A 15,290-nucleotide genomic window follows, 5' to 3' on the forward strand; every position below is an offset into this window, starting at 1 on the left:
CAGGTCGCGGCGCTTGGCCGCCTCGTCGAGCACGGCGGCGAAGCCGAGGGGCGTGGCGGCAGGCGCGGTGCCTCCGGCGCGCTCGCCCCGGTCGTTCAGCACCGCGGTGTTGCCGGGAGCTTTCTGCATGCCTCCCATTCTGCTGTGCCGCGGGATCCGGGCGCGCCGGCGAGTGGATCTCGACACGCCAGGCACGCCCGACGCTGTGGTTCCCACCGCATCCGGGCTCAAACGCGCATATCACGGGTATCCGGGACCTAAGCTGGTAGCTACCGGAGCAATTACGAACGAGGGAGCCCACGCTGTCCACCGAAGACCTTGTCGACATCGGCGAGCGGCCGACGGCGGTGCGCGGCGGCCGGATGGACGGCCGCAAGCGCCGGTGGCGGCAACACAAGATCGATCGCCGCGAGGAGCTGGTCGACGGCACCCTCGCCGCCGTCCGCGCGCGCGGCAGCAACGCGGGCATGGACGAGATCGCCGCCGAGATCGGCGTTTCCAAGACCGTGCTGTACCGCTACTTCTCCGACAAGAACGATCTGGTCCACGCGACCATGCAGCGGTACATCGAGACCACCCTGATGCCCCGGGTGTACGGCGCGATCAGCCTGGACGCCGATGAATACCAGCTGGTCCGCTCGGCGCTGGCCGAGTACGTCGGCACCGTCGACGAGGACCCGGAGGTCTATCGCTTCATCATGGGCAACGGCGCGGCCGACCAGTCCTCGCTGGCGGAGTTCGAGAAGCTCTTCGCCGAGGTGGTGTGCACCGTCATCACCGAGCGCGCCGTGGAGCGCGGCGTCCGCACCGAAGGCGCGGCGCTGGCGTCGTATGTGCTGGTCGGCGGCATCCAGCTGGCGACGCACTGGTGGTCGACGAACAAGTCGCTGTCCCGTGAGGACGTCATCGATTACCTGACCATGCTGGCCTGGAGCGCCATCGAGGGCATGGCCCGCGCCGGTGGCTCGCCCGCGGTGTTCAACGCCCAGCCGCACGTGCTGCCCACGCCCGAGACGCCCGCGGCGGACTGATCGGGGCCGATCGCCCAGGTGCTAGCTGGACCGCTAGCAAAAGTTCATCAGCCCTCTCGACTTTGCCGAAACGTTGGCTAGTCTGAAGCCGAGCGGTGCGCCGAGTGCGCTGCGTCACCGCAAGCGCCGTACTCGACGGCGGTCCGCGCGGGCCATGGTCACGCGAGTTACCGCCCGCGCGTCCGTCGCACCGACCGCGGCACCAACGGAGGTACCTCGATGGCGAAGCAAGTACCGACCTCTCGGCTTGCTCGTGGCACCAAGCTGGGCGCGGTGGCGGCGAGTTCGGTGCTTCGCACCCAGCGGACGCGCCTGACCATGCGGGGCAGGTCCGAGGCGGTTCGGGCGAAAATGGCCGAGGAATCCATGATTCGCACCACCGAGCAGGTGGTCATGGTGCTGGGCACCATGAAGGGCGTCGCGATGAAGCTCGGGCAGATGATGTCGGTGCTCGACCTGGATCTGGTGCCCGAGGACCACCGGGAACGATTCCAGAAACGCCTGGCCGTGCTGCGGAACGCGGCGCCGACGGTCTCCTTCGCGGCCATGCGCGCGGTGATCGAAGAGGATTTCGGCACACCGCTCGACGCGGTGTTCGCCGAGTTCGACGCCGAGCCGGTGGCCGCGGCCTCGATCGGCCAGGTGTACCGGGCGCGCCTGCACGACGGCCGCCAGGTCGCGGTGAAGGTGCAGTATCCGGGCATCGACATCGCGGTGCGCGCGGACCTGAAGAACCTCGCGATGTTCCGGCGCGTGCTGCAATCCGCGATGCCGTGGGTGACGCCCGCGGTGCTGGACGAGCTGCGGCTGAACATGGAGGCCGAACTCGACTACCGTGCCGAGGCCGCGACCCAGTTGCAGATCGCCGAGCTCTACACCGAGCATCCGTTCATCATCGTGCCGCGATCGCTGCCGGAGTTCAGCACCACTCGGGTGCTGGTCACCGAGTATGTGGAGGGCAAGGGCTTCGAGGAGATCCGGCAACTGCCCGAGGCCGAACGCAACCGGATCGGCGAGATCATCTACCGCTTCTATGTCGGTTCGCTGTTCACCTTCAACGAGTTCTGCGGCGACCCGCACCCGGGCAACGTGCTGCTGGCCGAGGACGGGCGGGTCGGCTTCCTGGATTTCGGGTTGTTCAACCGGATGGATCCCGACCATGTGCGGTTCGAGCTGATCTGCCTGCGCGCCGCCACCGAGGAACGCGCCGAAGACCTGCGGCAGTTGATGATCCAGCGCGGCGTGATCGATTCGCCGCAGGAGATCGGCGCCGAAGAGTGCCTGGAATACGTGCTGGCGGCCTCGGAATGGTGCCTGGTCGACGAGGAGTTGACCATCACCCCCGAGCTGGCCAGCGGCGCTTTCTTGCTCGCCGTCGACCCGAGGGCCAGCGAGTTCACCGGGATGAAGCAGCAGAATCTGCCTCCGGAGCACCTGTTCTCGCGCCGCGCCGACTTCCTGACCTTCGGCATGCTCGGTCAGCTCGGCTGCACCGCGAACTGGCATCGGATCGCCCGGGAATGGCTGTACGACGAACCACCGGTCACCGAGCTCGGCCGCGCACACCACGTCTGGCTCGCCGACCATCCGCCTGCCGCGCCGAAGCGGCCGCGCGCGCGGAAGAAGACCACGAAGTAGCCGCCGAGCGGCGACCCGATCCAGAACGGAAAACCATGCCAGACACACGGGAATTCGACCTAGTCCTCTTCGGCGCGACAGGCTTCGTCGGCAAGCTGACCGCGGAATACCTCGCCGGCGCCGCACCGGAATCCGCGCGCGTCGCGCTGGCCGGGCGGTCGCTGGACAAGCTGACCGCCGTGCGCGAGGGACTCGGGCCGAAGGCCGCCGACTGGGGCCTGGTGGTCGCCGACTCGACCGACCAGAACGCGCTGGACGAGCTGGCCGCGCGAACCAAGGTGGTGGTCACCACCGTCGGTCCGTACCTGCGCTACGGGATGCCGCTGGTGGCGGCGTGCGCCAAGGCCGGAACCCACTACGCCGACCTCACCGGTGAGCCGCTGTTCATCCGCGAGGCCATCGACACCTACCAGGACCAGGCCGCCGCGACCGGCGCGAAGATCGTGAATTCCTGCGGCTACGATTCGATTCCGTCCGACCTCAACGTCTACCAGCTCTACCGCCGCTCGGTCGAGGACAACACCGGCGAGCTGGTCGACACCACGACCGTCGCCTGGCTCGAGGGCGGCGTCAGCGGCGGCACCATCGATTCCGGTCGCGCCATGATGGAGGCGATCGCCGCCGATCCGGCCAAGGGCAAGGTGCTGTCCCACCCGTATTCGCTGAGCCCGGACAAGTCGCGGGATCCCGATGTCGGCCGCCAATCCGATCAGGCGCTGTCGCGGGCGAGCGCGATCGACCCGAGCCTGGACGGCTGGGTGAGCACGTTCGTCATGGCCGCGCACAACACGAAGATCGTCCGCCGCACCAACGGTCTGCTCGGCTGGGTGTACGGCAAGAATTTCCGCTACCGCGAGGTCATGAATGCGGGCAAGTCACCGGCGGCGCCGCTCATCGCCGCGGGTATGGCGGGCGGCATCGTGGCCGGTATGACTGTGGGCGCGCTGCTGTCGCGGTCGTCCGCGGGCCGCAAGGTGCTCGACCGGGTGCTGCCCAAGCCGGGGACCGGACCGAGCGAAGAAGCGCGGACCAGCGGCTGGTTCACCATGAAGACGTTCGCGCGCACCACGTCCGGCACGAAATACGTGGCGACCTTCTCCGGCACCGGCGATCCCGGATATCAGGCCACCGCGGTGCTGCTCGGCGAGAGCGGCCTGTGCCTGGCGTTCGACACCGACAAGCAACCCGACCTCGCGGGCATGCTGACGCCCGCCGCCGCGATGGGCGACGCACTCACCGATCGGCTGCGCGCGGCGGGCATGACCATCACAGTGGACCGCGCCTGAGGCAATGAATCTCGCTCGCAAGACCATGAACGCCCCGGCCCTGGCCGCGGTATACGAACGGGCCTGGCGGCCGACGGTGTTCTATCTCGCCAGCGGCCGCACCACCGCGGTCGACCGGCGGGACGCGGTCGCCACTCTGCGCCTGCGCGGCGCGCAGAAGGTACTCGACATCGCCTGTGGGCCGGGTAATTTCACCAAGTACCTGAGCGAAGCGCTGTCCGGTGACGGCTACGCGGTCGGCGTGGACTATTCCGCGCCGATGCTGGCGCGCGCCATCGTCGACAACGCCGGACCCCGCGTGGGCTATCTGCGCGGTGACGCGCGCAGGCTCCCGTTCGCCGACGAGACATTCGACGCCGTCTGCTGTTTCGGCGCGCTCTACCTCATTCCGGACCCGCTCACCGCTACCCGCGAGATGATCCGGGTCCTCGCGCCCGGCGGCCGGATCGCCATCACCACCAGCCACCGTGCGGACAATCCGATCGGCGATTTGAGCCGGGTGGTCGGCAGTTGGAGCGGTCTGCGCGTCTTCGACACCGAGACCTTCCCCACCCTCTTCGCCGACAACGGCCTCTTGGAGATCGACCAGCGCATCCATCGCATGCTGCAGTACGTCAGCGCGACCAAGCCCGCGTAGTCGGCCACCGCAACACCCCGGCGATCCTGTACCACCCCGAAAGTCTCGCAGCGGCTTTCGGGGTTCGCTGCCCGGTGTAGGGGTTCGGTAGGCGGCCCATCGGCTTATTCCTCGCCGCGATCAACGCGGCATAGGAGAGGAAGTCTGCGGATTGCCGAGGGGATCGTTCAGCCGGCCGACCCGGTGGGGAGACCCAGGAGAGACAGGAGAGATTGGGTCGGTGAGGGGGCGGGAGGCTGCGAGTTATCCGGAACCGCACCGGTGTACCGTGCATCCCGGACTACACCCTTGTGGGTGTCGCCCTCTTCCCAGCGCGGCGGTGGGTATTCGAAGTAGCTCAGGCCATCGTTGTAATAACCCAGGTAGCGGGGAGGGTCCTGCACCCATTTGCCCGGTTCCTGCTCGGTTGGACATTCCGTATTCAGGCCCGCCCAGTTGTGCGGTCCCACCCAGGTATGCTGCCCCGGCACCGTGACCCACTCCGCCGCCGCTCCGAGATTCCAGCAGATCGCATCCCAGTCGATACGATGGGTCTGATCGGTGTCGTTGCGGCAAGTGGTCCCCACGCACCAGACACCGGGCGCGAGCGTATGCCGCTGCGGATTCGGATCGGCGGCGGCCCGCGGCGCCAGTAACCCCGCGGCCACGATTCCCACCGCGGCAATCCCGATAGCCGTGCTCGCTCGTTGATTCACGATGTGTCACTCCTGTCCGAGCTGTACCTAGCTGTCGGCAATGATTGCGGCGCGGACTTGCAATCGGCTTAACATCGACTTAGCGTCCCCTGTCCGACACCGCTGCTGTCTCGACAACACCGTCCTCCCCGGAACCCCGTGTCTCGCGCGCTGGCACGGTGATCATTCCGTGGTGACGGCTCGGATCAGGAACTCGAGCTTGTCCACGGTCTGGTCGATGGCGCGGGTGCTGCGTTCCACCCGGCACATCGCCACGGTGCCCTCCAGCGCGGCCACGATCAGCGTGCCGGTCTGCTCGGCGTCGACGTCGGTGGCGCCGTGGTCGCGCAGTGATCGCGCCAGCAGCGCGGTCCAGTTCTCGAACGCGGCTGCGGCGGCTCGCTGCGGCCGGTCGTCGTCGACGGGATCCTCGATGGCGACCGCAAGCACCGGGCATCCGGCTTGGAAATCGCTGTCGATCAGCACTTTTCGCCACATGTCCGCGAACGACCGGAGAGCGGCGACCGGCCCGGCCGCAAGCCCATCGGCGAGCTTGCTGACGGCGAACGTCTCGGCGAACCGTACGGCCTCCGCGGCCAGCTCGGATTTGCCGCCCGGGAAGTAGTGGTAGGTGGAGCCCAGCGGCGCCTGGGCGTGCTTGGCCAGTTCACGCACGCTCGTCGCGTTCAAGCCGCGGCGGCGGATCATGTCGGCCGCGCCGGCCACCATCCGTTCCCGCGCCTGCGGCATCTCGGCCATCCCTCTCCTCCCTTGCCCATAACGACTGTCATAGCGTACCGTGCAGGAGTTATAACGTCTGTTATAAGCCGGGATCTCTCGCGAATGGAGCTCGATATGCCGATGATTCAGCTGACCCTCCCGATCGGAGTCCTCGCTCCCGAGGACCGCGCCGCGCTGCGGAATACGCTCGCGACCACCCTGCTGAAGTGGGAAGGAGCGCCCGACACCGCCTTCTTCCGCGCGCTGGCCTGGTGCCGGATCGATGAGGTGCCCGAAGGCGCTTTCGGCAGCGCCGAGGACGATCTGCCGCGGTTCCGCGTCGACGTCACCGTGCCCGAGGGTGCGTTGTCCGATCGCCGCCAGGAGGGCCTGATCAAGGAGGTGACCGCGGACGTCCTTGGCGCGGCCGGGTTGGCGGCCACCGAAGGATTGCGGGTATGGGTGCTCATCCACGAACAGCCCGAAGGCACCTGGGGCGCTGCCGGGAACGTGGTCCGCTTCGCCGAGCTGGCCGCCTTGGCCAAGGGGCAGCGCGCGAACGTGTGAATCGCATCAGTGCGCCAACACCTTTGGCGTCAGGCTGCGGGTGGCGCGGTACTTAGATCCACCATGCGGTGGAGGATTGCGGGGGCGAGCGCCAGTTCGAATTCCGTTCCGCTGCTCTCGAAGACGAAGGCGAGGTAGTTGTCGCGGTGGAGCGGGGCCAGCCGGACCGAGCAGTGCTCCCCCACGATCACCCAGCCGCCGATGGTCAACTGATCGGACATCGCAACTCCCACCCTTCGACGCTTCCGATAACTGGACTATGCCAGTTCCGGTCGAGGGGTGTCAACGGCGGAAATCGGCCGCTGAGCTGGTGGAATACTCCCGCTGGAGGACCCACCGGCCCGGCGGGTGGACGGCCGCGCGGAACTCGAGTGCCCGGCCGTCGGCGTCGAGACAGGTGCGGTGGACGACCAGCACCGCGGCCGGGGACGGCAGCGCCAGATGACGGCGCTCGTCGGCAGTGGCCAGGCGGGCGCCGATGCGCTCGCGCACAACCGCGGTATCGCGTCCAATGGCGGATTCCAGGTAGCGCAGGGCCCCGCCGGGCAGCCGTTCGCGAGTAAGCAATCGAGGGGCGGTTTCAGCGAATTCCTCTGGGTACCAGGAGCCGATCAGCGCGACCGATCCATCGGTTCCGAGGCTCAGCTCTTTTCGAAGAACAGCACGTGCCCAGGATGGGCCGAGCTCCGCCGCGACCTCCTGCGGCGCCGTGACCACGGCTGCTTCGAGCACCGTCACCGAGTCGGCGTCGGACGGCGTTCCGTATCGCGGCGCGTTCTCCCGCATCAGGGCGATCCGATCGGTCACGTACGTGCCCGATCCGCGGCGGGACCGGACGATTCCCTGCTGCCGCAACGTGTTCAGCGCCTTCGCGGCGGTGGGCCTGGCCACCTTCCATTGGGCGGCGAGTTCCCGCTCGGAGGGCACCTCGGCGCCGGGAGCCAATTCGCCGCGCTCGATGAGCGTGCGCAGATACGTCGAGATCCGCAGGTATTTCGGGAGTCCGTCGTCGATTTCGGCCATCATTCGCCTCCCCTGCCCCGCGGACCGCTGTTCAGTCTAACAACGGTCCGGTCCGATGCCCGGGAGCGCGCACCGGGGCGCTCCGAGCCGCGATAACGGGCGGTAGAGTGCGAATCCAGTACAGCGCGGTACGGATAGGACCGAGCGGAAGGGGGCTTCCTGATGGCAGTACCCGATACCGGACAGGGGACGGCGCGCAAGCTGTACGCGGCGGCCATCGGCGAGGGCGGGGGCGAAGCATTCGAGCTGGACACCGCGGTCGCCGAGAATCTCGCCGCCGCATGCGACAAGCTGGTGGACGATCTGCGTCGCGCCATGGACGACGGTCAACTCGTCACGGATGTGACGGGCTTCCCCGACCTGCCGACCGGACACGCCCTCACGCGCGGCTTCGCCGACAAAGGCAGGCAGTACCTGGACACCCTTGCGGCGTTCCAGGAGACGGCGCTGCTGTTCAAGGCCGCGTATCTGGCCGCGGCGAACCGGCTGGCCGACGCCGAGGCGGCGAATCAGGCCGCGCTGCGGTTGATCACCGAGTACCTGGAGCCCCGGTGAGCGCGCGCCGGTGCGCCGGGACCGACTGAGGGGGCGATCATGGCTGACTCCGCGGCACGCGCGGCCGCCGACGGTATCCGGCGGCAACTGTCCGAATTCTCCGATGGGGCAACGGATCCCGCTTATGCGCCGGACCGGGAGTTGTTCGGCGCCTACACCCACCAGCAGATCTGGGACCTGGTGCACGAAGCGCTCGACCCGGCGGCGCTCGGCCGGACGGCCGCGGCCTGGCAGGCCAACGCCACGGCGGTTGCCACGGCGTTCCAAGCCTTTTCCGATGCCACGAATCGGGAGTTCGCGCAGTGGGCCGGTCGCGCCGCGGACGCGGCGGTGACCGCGACCAGGCAGTTCGTCCGCGCGGGCGGGGAGGCGCACGATGTGTGCCGGGCGGTCGCGCGGCTGATGGAGTTGAATAGCGATGCCGCGCAAACGGTCCGGGGTGCGATCACGCCGCCCCAGCGGTACGAGCCGCTGGCCGACCCGGCCGCCGAAGCGGTTTACGGTGGAAAACGTAGGATGGAACACGATAGTGCGGCGGCAGACATCGAGGCGGATGTCCGGGACACGATGACCTACGTCTACACCCCGACCATGCCCGCCACCGGCGACCGCGTTCCCCAGTTCCCTCGGCCGCAGGAACCTTCGGCGGCCAGCAATGCCACACCCGCTGATCCCAGCACCGTCCGCGAAGGCGGCGCGCGGTGAAATGGGTGCTCACCCCGGACGAATTCACGCATGTCTGGACGAACGAAACAAGCCTGGACCGTAGGCCCTACCCGGTCAACATGGTTCCCGCTGCCACCGTGCGCACGGAGTCCGAGTATCGCGCACTGCGCTTGCCGCAGCGTTTCGCCCGCCAAGCCGACCCCGACCTGGCCGCCGCGCTGATGTTGTGCGCACGCAACGACGCGACCACCATCACCGTCTCCGGCGAACGCGGCGTCCTCTCGCGCGACGGGAACGCCGCGCAGGTCGAACGGATTCTCGCCTTCGCCGCGGTGGTGCACAACCACGCGGGCATCCTGGTGGCCACGCCGGAGAAGGTGACCGTGCTGATGTGCCATGCCCGCGCCGTGGGAGAACGCCTGGTGCAGATCATCGGCTCCGCGCGGGCGGGCAAGCTCGCCGCCATGCGCGAGCCACAAGACGCGGTGCTGAGCCCGGATCGCACCGAGCCGTTCGTCACCAACGGCCATCGCGGCGCGGCGCGATTCCGGCAGACACTGCGCAAACCGGTCGACGGACGCGGCTTCATCACCGTGACGGTGCAGCCGGACAATCCCATGTCACCGCCCACCCGTCACCGCACCTGGCTGGACATCACCGGCGACGGCCGCTACCTGCTCACCACGTCACACGACCTCATGCTCACCCCCGTGTCGGATGAGGAGTTCGCCGCGCAACTGCTGCGCTTGGCGCACGTCTGAACGGGCGCGGCGGGCGGACGCTGTCGAGTTGCCGTCGAGTCGGCCACGGCCGTACCGCGGCGCTCGCTTCTGGCCTGATCGGCCGCGATGGCGTTAGCTGTAGGTCATGGCCAAGCAGTGGACGGTGCCGGCTACCGAGGCCCTGAAAGCCGATGGATTGCGTATCGCCGAGCTCGACACGTCAGCGCGGCCGGGATTCACCGGCGACAAGACGGCGGGCGTCGAGTTGCTCGCGGAACGTAGCCAGGTGCTGTCGGAGCTCCAGGAGAGGCTGTACGCGAACGGCCGCTCCGGCGACAAGCGCAGCGTGCTGCTGGTGTTGCAGGGGATGGACACCGCGGGCAAGGGCGGCATCGTCCGGCACGTCATCGGCTCGGTCGACCCCCAAGGCGTCGACCACACCGCCTTCGGCGCGCCGACCCGGGAGGAACTGCGGCATCACTATCTGTGGCGCATCCGCAAGGCGCTGCCACGCGGCGGACAGCTCGGCGTATTCGATCGCTCGCACTACGAGGACGTGCTGGTGGTGCGGGTGCACAACCTGGTGCCGCCCACGGAATGGGAGCCGCGCTACGACGAGATCAACACTTTCGAGCGTGAGCTGGTGGACGAGGGCACCACGCTGGTGAAGGTCGCCATGTTCGTCTCGCTCGACGAACAGAAGAAGCGGCTCGCCGAGCGCTTGGAGCGCCCGGACAAGTATTGGAAGTTCGATCCCGCCGACATCGACGAGCGTGCGCACTGGCCCGCCTACCAACAGGCATACCAGGCGATGTTGGACCGCACGTCCACCGAGTACGCGCCGTGGTACGTGCTGCCCGCCGATCGCAAATGGTTCTCCCGCCTCGCGGTCACCGAACTGCTCATCGACGCCCTGGAACGGCTGGAACTCGACTGGCCCGCACCACGATTCGACGTCGAGGAGCAGAAACGGCGGCTCGCGCAGGCGTAGTGCCCGCTCAGGAGATCAGCGGCCGCACCTGCTCCGCCACGAAGCGCAGGAACGCGGCGGGGTCCGGGTCGTCGGCGGTGGACTGCACGACGACGGTGTCCGCGCCCGCCTCGCCCAGCTGGATGACGGCTTCGGCGACGGCGTGCGCGTCACCCGCGACGCCCGCACCGGGGGCGTGAGCTGGCGTGCGTTCGGCGGCGAGGCGGGCTTCGGCGTCCGGGCCGGTGACCGCGAGCAGATTCGCCACGACGTGGTGACGATCGGTCCGGCCCGCGGCGGCGCGACCCTCATCGATCAGCTTGCGGGCGACGCGAACGCCGTCGGCGTCGACGATCGAATCGAGCAGCGTGCCGTCGGCGTGCTCGCCGCACAACCGGATCGAGCGCGGACCGCGAGCGCCCGCGTAGACCTTCGGTGGCGCCGCGGGCGGCCAGTCCAGCGCCACATTGTCGAGGTGCACGTAGCGACCGGACATGGTGACCCGCTCACCGGCCAGCAGCGCACGCAGCGCTCCCAAGTGCTCGCTCAGCAATGTCACCGGCGACTCGACGCGCGCGCCGACCTGCTCCATCCAGGTCTGCACACCATGTCCGATACCGAGGACCAGCCGGTCGGGGAACAGCCGGTACAGCGTCGCCGCCTCCATGGCGGTGAGTGCGACGTTGCGCAATGGCACCGGCAGCAGCCCGATCCCGACACGCACCCGCTCGCTCCACGCCAGCGCCGCCGCGGCCGTGGCGATTCCGCTCTCCAGAAAGCAGTCCTCCCACAGCCACAGCTCCTCCAGCCCCGTCGCCTCCGCGACACGAACCGCCTCACGCAGCAACTCGGGCGGATTTTGCGGACGGAACACAGCACCGAGAACAGTCACCCCGACATTCCTACCCGCCACGGCGGATCGGCGCAGTCATATTCTCGGAGTGCTGCACTGCGGCGTCATGCCGGTGCCTGCAGAACCAACTGATCCCACGGCCGGGGTGGGTATTTGAAGATGGATGCGCGCATCAGATGCGTCACGAACTCCTCGCGCTCAGGGTCCCAGAGGACGACGCGCTGGTTGGTCACTTCGTCATCGGTTGGAGTGCTGCGATACATCTCCATGAAGGCCGGCTCCACCTGGCAGGCGTGCACGATCTCATCGATGCGGCGCTGCGGCACGGCTCCTGGGGCAAGGGTTCCGAACGCCGCTGCCATGAGCCGGGCACGCAGATCCCAGTTCGCAATGACTTTGCGCGCAACGGGATCGGTGAACATCCAGACAATGAGACTGGCTGGCTGCTCGGCATCGGGCGAGGCTGGCACGAGTCCTGGAAAGCGATCGAGGAAAGGTTTGTTGCAGCCGTACAGGTCGAACGTTACGCGATCGTGGCAGCAAGCCGGGTCCAGGATGCGGTCGAGGCCGGTCTGATCCTCTGCGGTCCAGACCTGCGGCACGCTCGACCAGTCGAGGGTTTCCAGTGCCGCCTTGTGGGCCAAGGACCGGACTCGCTGAATCACCGCGATGAACCGTTGGCGCTTCCAGTTCGGCACCCCGACCACTTCGAACCACAGCCTCAGCGCCTCGCCGTCGGGCACGCGCACGCCGGTCTCCCAGTAGTGCACCAGTTGCCGGGAGATGTGGCAGGCTTCGGCGACTCGGGTTCTGCTCAGTCCGGCTGCCTCGCGCTCCGCGGTCATCAGCTCGCCGAGCAGCTGATTGTCGGGCTTCTTGCGTAGTTCGGCTTCCTCCATAGTGGTCTACGCGTCGATGAACAGGTCGTTGGCGAGTGCGCCGGTGCCGGGTACCACGCGGTATCGGTCCAGGTCGGTGATGCCGTGGGAAGCGAGGACGTCCTCGTCCAAGAGCAGTTGGCCGGTGTAGGTCGCGGCGGGGCTGGTCACCATCAGGAGGGCGGCGTCGGCGCAGATGTGGGCGGTCCGGGATGCCGCGACGGCTTCCGCGCCGCCGAGCAGATTGCGTACCGCCGCAGTGTCGATCTTCGTGCGTGGCCACAGCGAGTTCACGGCGATGCCGTACGGGCGGAACTCGTGCGCCAGGCCGATGGTGGCAAGGCTCACACCGTATTTGGAGACGGTGTAGGCGACGCCGTTGCCGATGTGCTCGGGGTTCATATTGAGCGGTGGGGAGAGCGTGAGGATGTGTGGGTCGCGCCCGGCTCCCGCAGAAGCGCGCAGGTGCGGGAGCGCGAGCTTGGACAGCAGGAACGGGGCGCGGAGGTTGACCGCCTGCATGTGGTCGTAGCGCTGCATGCTGATCTGCTCGGCGCCCGTCAGATCGACCGATCCGGCGTTGTTGACAACGATGTCGATGCCGCCGAACCGCTCGACAATCTGATCGACCGCATCGGCCAGCGCCTTGTCATCGCGCACATCCGCCACCAGGGGCAGCACGTCGCCGCCCGCGGCCTCCGCTTCGGCCGCCGCGGTGTGGATCGTGCCCGGCAGTTTGGGGTGCGGCTCCTGGGTTCGCGCGATCATCGCGACGTTCGCGCCCTCCGCCGCGAACCTGATCGCGATCGCCCGGCCGATGCCACGGCTGGCTCCCGTGACGACAGCGGTCCTTCCCCTGAGCAGATCCTCGGTCGCGGGCGTATGTAGGGGGCTGTTCATAGCGGATGGTCCTCTGGCTGAGATGGCCGATCTTGTTGAGTGAGGCTAGCCGCCATTCGGCGGGATCGGGAGCCATCGTTGTCCACAAGTTGTTTACAGCCGCCTCGTTGACAGCCCGATGCCATGGCCCCAATGCTCGAAGCTGGTTGGCGCAGGAACGAAAAGTACGCAGCAGCAACGAATTCAACAGACCGCCGTCGCTGGTCGGGCATGCCCGGCTTCCGACTTCGAGTCTGGCGGTCATGAGCGTGGGCGAGAGTATGTCTGGAGTTGAGCTGCCAGGATGAGGATAGGCATCCGCACCGCCGCCGAAATGGAGGCTCCAGGCAGTGACGTGCTGCCGATCGGCGCCGATGTGCACGACGACGTGGTCACGGCCTACGCGGTCCAGCAGACCGGAGGGTTGACATTGTCGTCCGAATCGAACGAGGGGTTCGGCGGGTGGCCGCCGGGTCTGGTGTCGTGCCGTCAGCGCTCGTTCATCCCCGAGGAATGTTCTGATGTGGAGTTGTTGCGGGCACACGTGGGCGGCCAGCGGCACGCGTTCGCCGAGCTGCTGCGCAGGCATAACGATCACCTCTGGCAGACGGCGTTGCGCACGTCCTACACCCGGGAGGACGCGGCGGACTCGTTGCAGGACGCGCTGTTGTCGGCGCATCGCACGGCCGGGTCGTTCCGCGGTGAGGCCGAGGTCCGCAGCTGGCTGCACGCGATCGTGGTGAACGCCTGCCTGGATCGGATCCGGCGCAACAAGACCCGCCGCGCGCTCTCACTCACCGCCGAGACCATGCCCGAACCGAAGGACGACCGCGATGCGATGGCCGAGCTGGAGATGTCGATGGTGATCGATCGCGCGCTGTTCTCGCTGCCACCGGAGCAGCGCACCGCGTTGGTCGCCGTCGATGTGGAGGGGTATAGCGTGGCCGAAGCGGCCGCGTTGCTCGGAGTCGCGGAGGGAACGATCAAAAGCCGGTGCGCGCGGGCGCGGCAGCGGTTGCAGCAGCGGTTGGAATTTCTGCGTGATCCGGGGAACCGCAGCTAGCTCGGCTGCGTCATTAACAGTGACGGGCTACGAGACGATGTAGGAGCAGGCCCCGCCGGGACGGGTGCGGGGATTGCCTGCGATGGCAGAGGCGAACAGCGGAGGTGTGATGGCGACCGGGGTGCCGCGGCCTGCGTTCACGGCCGAGTTGCTCGCCGACCTGCACGCCGACAACCTGACGCCGGAGCAGCGGGCACAGTTGTGGCCGGAAGTCTCCCGGAGCCCGGAAGCTTTGCGTTTCCTGCGGTCGCTGGATGCGGTCAGCGCCGAGCTGCGTGCCCTTGGCTGTGACGAACGCATCATCCACCCCATGCCCGCCGACGTCGCGGCCCGGCTCACCCAGTTCGTCGACGAACTGGACCCACCCGAAAACACTGGTGACGCCGCCACCGAGGACGGCAGCGCAGCGGGCTCGGCCGCGCAGCACGCCACCACATCTGCTGCCATCCATTCCCTGCCCGCCCCGCAGGACACCACGATTCACCCTCTGGCCACCGCGCCGCCATCCGCTGCCACCGCGCCGCCATCCGAGTCGATCGGTGAATCAGACCGTCAGCCAAGGGCTTTGGAATCCCCACTGGCACAACCGGTGGCACTGTCCGAGCGCCAGCGCCGCAGCAGGATCCGCTGGTTGGCCGCGGCCGCCGCGGCGATCCTCGCCGTCACCGCCGTCGGCGGGGTTGCCTCTATGCTGCGGAGTGGCGACGATCCCGCGCCCACCGCCCAACCCAGCACCGCACCCGGCCAACTCGGCGACGAACTCACCGCCACCGTCGCGCTCTCCGCCCTCGGCCGCCACACTGCCACGGGCGGTCTCGCCAACCCGGCCGCCCTGGACCGCTGCGTCCAAGCCAACGGACTCCACCGCACCGTCCTCGGCTCCACCGATATCACCTTCCACGGCGGCAACGCGGTCCTCATCCTCCTCACCGGCCCTCGACCACCCACCGTCACCGCCCTGGTCGTCGGAACCGGCTGCACCACAGGCGATCCACAGCGAAGGGCATTGCACGACATCGGCTGACAACGAGACAACGGTCACACACCCGGTGAACGCAAGGCTTCGGGCCCGCCGCGTGAGCGTGTCGATGGCGCAGAGGATTTCACCGGTCGCGGGACATTCCCCGG

General features: G+C 68.1%; 18 protein-coding genes. 11 read left to right on the forward strand and 7 right to left on the reverse strand.

All coding sequences use genetic code 11. The annotated features are described in order from the left end of the window. Positions 1–362: 362 nt before the first annotated feature. The 4 genes from ON34_RS25570 (at position 363) to ON34_RS25585 (ending at position 4,592) form a co-directional block, all read left to right on the forward strand. Positions 363–1,031 (forward strand): TetR/AcrR family transcriptional regulator, encoded by a 669-nt coding sequence (locus ON34_RS25570; protein ID WP_083889790.1) that lies wholly within the window; start codon positions 363–365, stop codon positions 1,029–1,031. A gap of 219 nt (positions 1,032–1,250) precedes the next feature. Next, complete coding sequence (locus ON34_RS25575; RefSeq protein WP_040783985.1) at positions 1,251–2,669, forward strand: ABC1 kinase family protein; 1,419 nt, start codon at positions 1,251–1,253, stop codon at positions 2,667–2,669. 35 nt (positions 2,670–2,704) lie between these two features. Further along, positions 2,705–3,955 carry a saccharopine dehydrogenase family protein gene (locus tag ON34_RS25580; RefSeq protein WP_040783986.1) on the forward strand — a complete coding sequence of 417 codons (1,251 nt, stop codon included), beginning with the start codon at positions 2,705–2,707 and terminating at the stop codon, positions 3,953–3,955. 4 nt (positions 3,956–3,959) lie between these two features. After that, on the forward strand, positions 3,960–4,592 hold the full coding sequence (locus tag ON34_RS25585) for a class I SAM-dependent methyltransferase (protein ID WP_040783987.1): 633 nt from the start codon (positions 3,960–3,962) through the stop codon (positions 4,590–4,592). A 167-nt stretch (positions 4,593–4,759) separates the two neighbouring features. On the opposite strand, the gene ON34_RS25590 is transcribed toward ON34_RS25585, so the two are convergent. Next, positions 4,760–5,287 carry a hypothetical protein gene (locus ON34_RS25590; protein WP_157172428.1) on the reverse strand — a complete coding sequence of 176 codons (528 nt, stop codon included), beginning with the start codon at positions 5,285–5,287 and terminating at the stop codon, positions 4,760–4,762. A 162-nt stretch (positions 5,288–5,449) separates the two neighbouring features. Then, entirely contained in the window at positions 5,450–6,025 is a 576-nt protein-coding gene (locus tag ON34_RS25595) for a TetR/AcrR family transcriptional regulator (RefSeq protein WP_040783991.1), read from the reverse strand. A 96-nt stretch (positions 6,026–6,121) separates the two neighbouring features. Between ON34_RS25595 and ON34_RS25600 the strand changes: the two genes are divergently transcribed. Next, positions 6,122–6,553 carry a tautomerase family protein gene (locus tag ON34_RS25600; RefSeq protein ID WP_040784249.1) on the forward strand — a complete coding sequence of 144 codons (432 nt, stop codon included), beginning with the start codon at positions 6,122–6,124 and terminating at the stop codon, positions 6,551–6,553. Positions 6,554–6,582: 29 nt separating this feature from the next. Here ON34_RS25600 and ON34_RS25605 read toward each other — a convergent pair whose 3' ends face one another. Then, entirely contained in the window at positions 6,583–6,774 is a 192-nt protein-coding gene (locus ON34_RS25605; RefSeq protein WP_040783992.1) for a hypothetical protein, read from the reverse strand. 61 nt (positions 6,775–6,835) lie between these two features. Next, positions 6,836–7,576, reverse strand: a complete 741-nt coding sequence (locus tag ON34_RS25610; protein ID WP_040784252.1) for a GntR family transcriptional regulator — start codon at positions 7,574–7,576, stop codon at positions 6,836–6,838. A 162-nt stretch (positions 7,577–7,738) separates the two neighbouring features. Between ON34_RS25610 and ON34_RS25615 the strand changes: the two genes are divergently transcribed. The 4 genes from ON34_RS25615 (at position 7,739) to ON34_RS25630 (ending at position 10,510) form a co-directional block, all read left to right on the forward strand. Further along, entirely contained in the window at positions 7,739–8,131 is a 393-nt protein-coding gene (locus ON34_RS25615; protein ID WP_040783993.1) for a hypothetical protein, read from the forward strand. Between the two features lie 39 nt (positions 8,132–8,170). Beyond that, complete coding sequence (locus ON34_RS25620; protein WP_051023093.1) at positions 8,171–8,836, forward strand: hypothetical protein; 666 nt, start codon at positions 8,171–8,173, stop codon at positions 8,834–8,836. Then, on the forward strand, positions 8,833–9,558 hold the full coding sequence (locus ON34_RS25625) for a hypothetical protein (RefSeq protein WP_040783994.1): 726 nt from the start codon (positions 8,833–8,835) through the stop codon (positions 9,556–9,558). Before ON34_RS25620 ends, ON34_RS25625 begins: the two co-directional genes overlap by 4 nt. 106 nt (positions 9,559–9,664) lie before the next feature. Continuing rightward, positions 9,665–10,510, forward strand: a complete 846-nt coding sequence (locus ON34_RS25630) for a polyphosphate kinase 2 family protein (RefSeq protein ID WP_040783996.1) — start codon at positions 9,665–9,667, stop codon at positions 10,508–10,510. Between the two features lie 7 nt (positions 10,511–10,517). On the opposite strand, the gene ON34_RS25635 is transcribed toward ON34_RS25630, so the two are convergent. The 3 genes from ON34_RS25635 to ON34_RS25645 all read right to left on the reverse strand — a co-directional run bounded on the left by ON34_RS25635 (position 10,518) and on the right by ON34_RS25645 (position 13,120). Beyond that, the gene (locus tag ON34_RS25635) at positions 10,518–11,381 is read right to left on the reverse strand and encodes an LLM class flavin-dependent oxidoreductase (protein ID WP_040783999.1); all 864 of its coding nucleotides are present in this window, start codon (positions 11,379–11,381) and stop codon (positions 10,518–10,520) included. 65 nt (positions 11,382–11,446) lie between these two features. Further along, positions 11,447–12,241, reverse strand: coding sequence for a helix-turn-helix domain-containing protein (locus ON34_RS25640; RefSeq protein ID WP_040784001.1), 795 nt, complete (start codon positions 12,239–12,241; stop codon positions 11,447–11,449). A gap of 6 nt (positions 12,242–12,247) precedes the next feature. Further along, on the reverse strand, positions 12,248–13,120 hold the full coding sequence (locus ON34_RS25645; RefSeq protein ID WP_040784004.1) for an SDR family oxidoreductase: 873 nt from the start codon (positions 13,118–13,120) through the stop codon (positions 12,248–12,250). A gap of 457 nt (positions 13,121–13,577) precedes the next feature. Between ON34_RS25645 and sigM the strand changes: the two genes are divergently transcribed. Continuing rightward, positions 13,578–14,162 carry an RNA polymerase sigma factor SigM gene (sigM, locus tag ON34_RS25650; protein WP_373291980.1) on the forward strand — a complete coding sequence of 195 codons (585 nt, stop codon included), beginning with the start codon at positions 13,578–13,580 and terminating at the stop codon, positions 14,160–14,162. 82 nt (positions 14,163–14,244) lie between these two features. Then, positions 14,245–15,186: an RsmA family anti-sigma factor gene (locus ON34_RS33830; protein WP_157172429.1), complete on the forward strand. Its 942-nt coding sequence runs from the start codon at positions 14,245–14,247 to the stop codon at positions 15,184–15,186. Positions 15,187–15,290 lie beyond the last annotated feature (104 nt).

Source organism: Nocardia pneumoniae NBRC 100136, from assembly GCF_000308755.1.
GTDB classification, from domain to species: Bacteria; Actinomycetota; Actinomycetes; order Mycobacteriales; family Mycobacteriaceae; genus Nocardia; species Nocardia pneumoniae.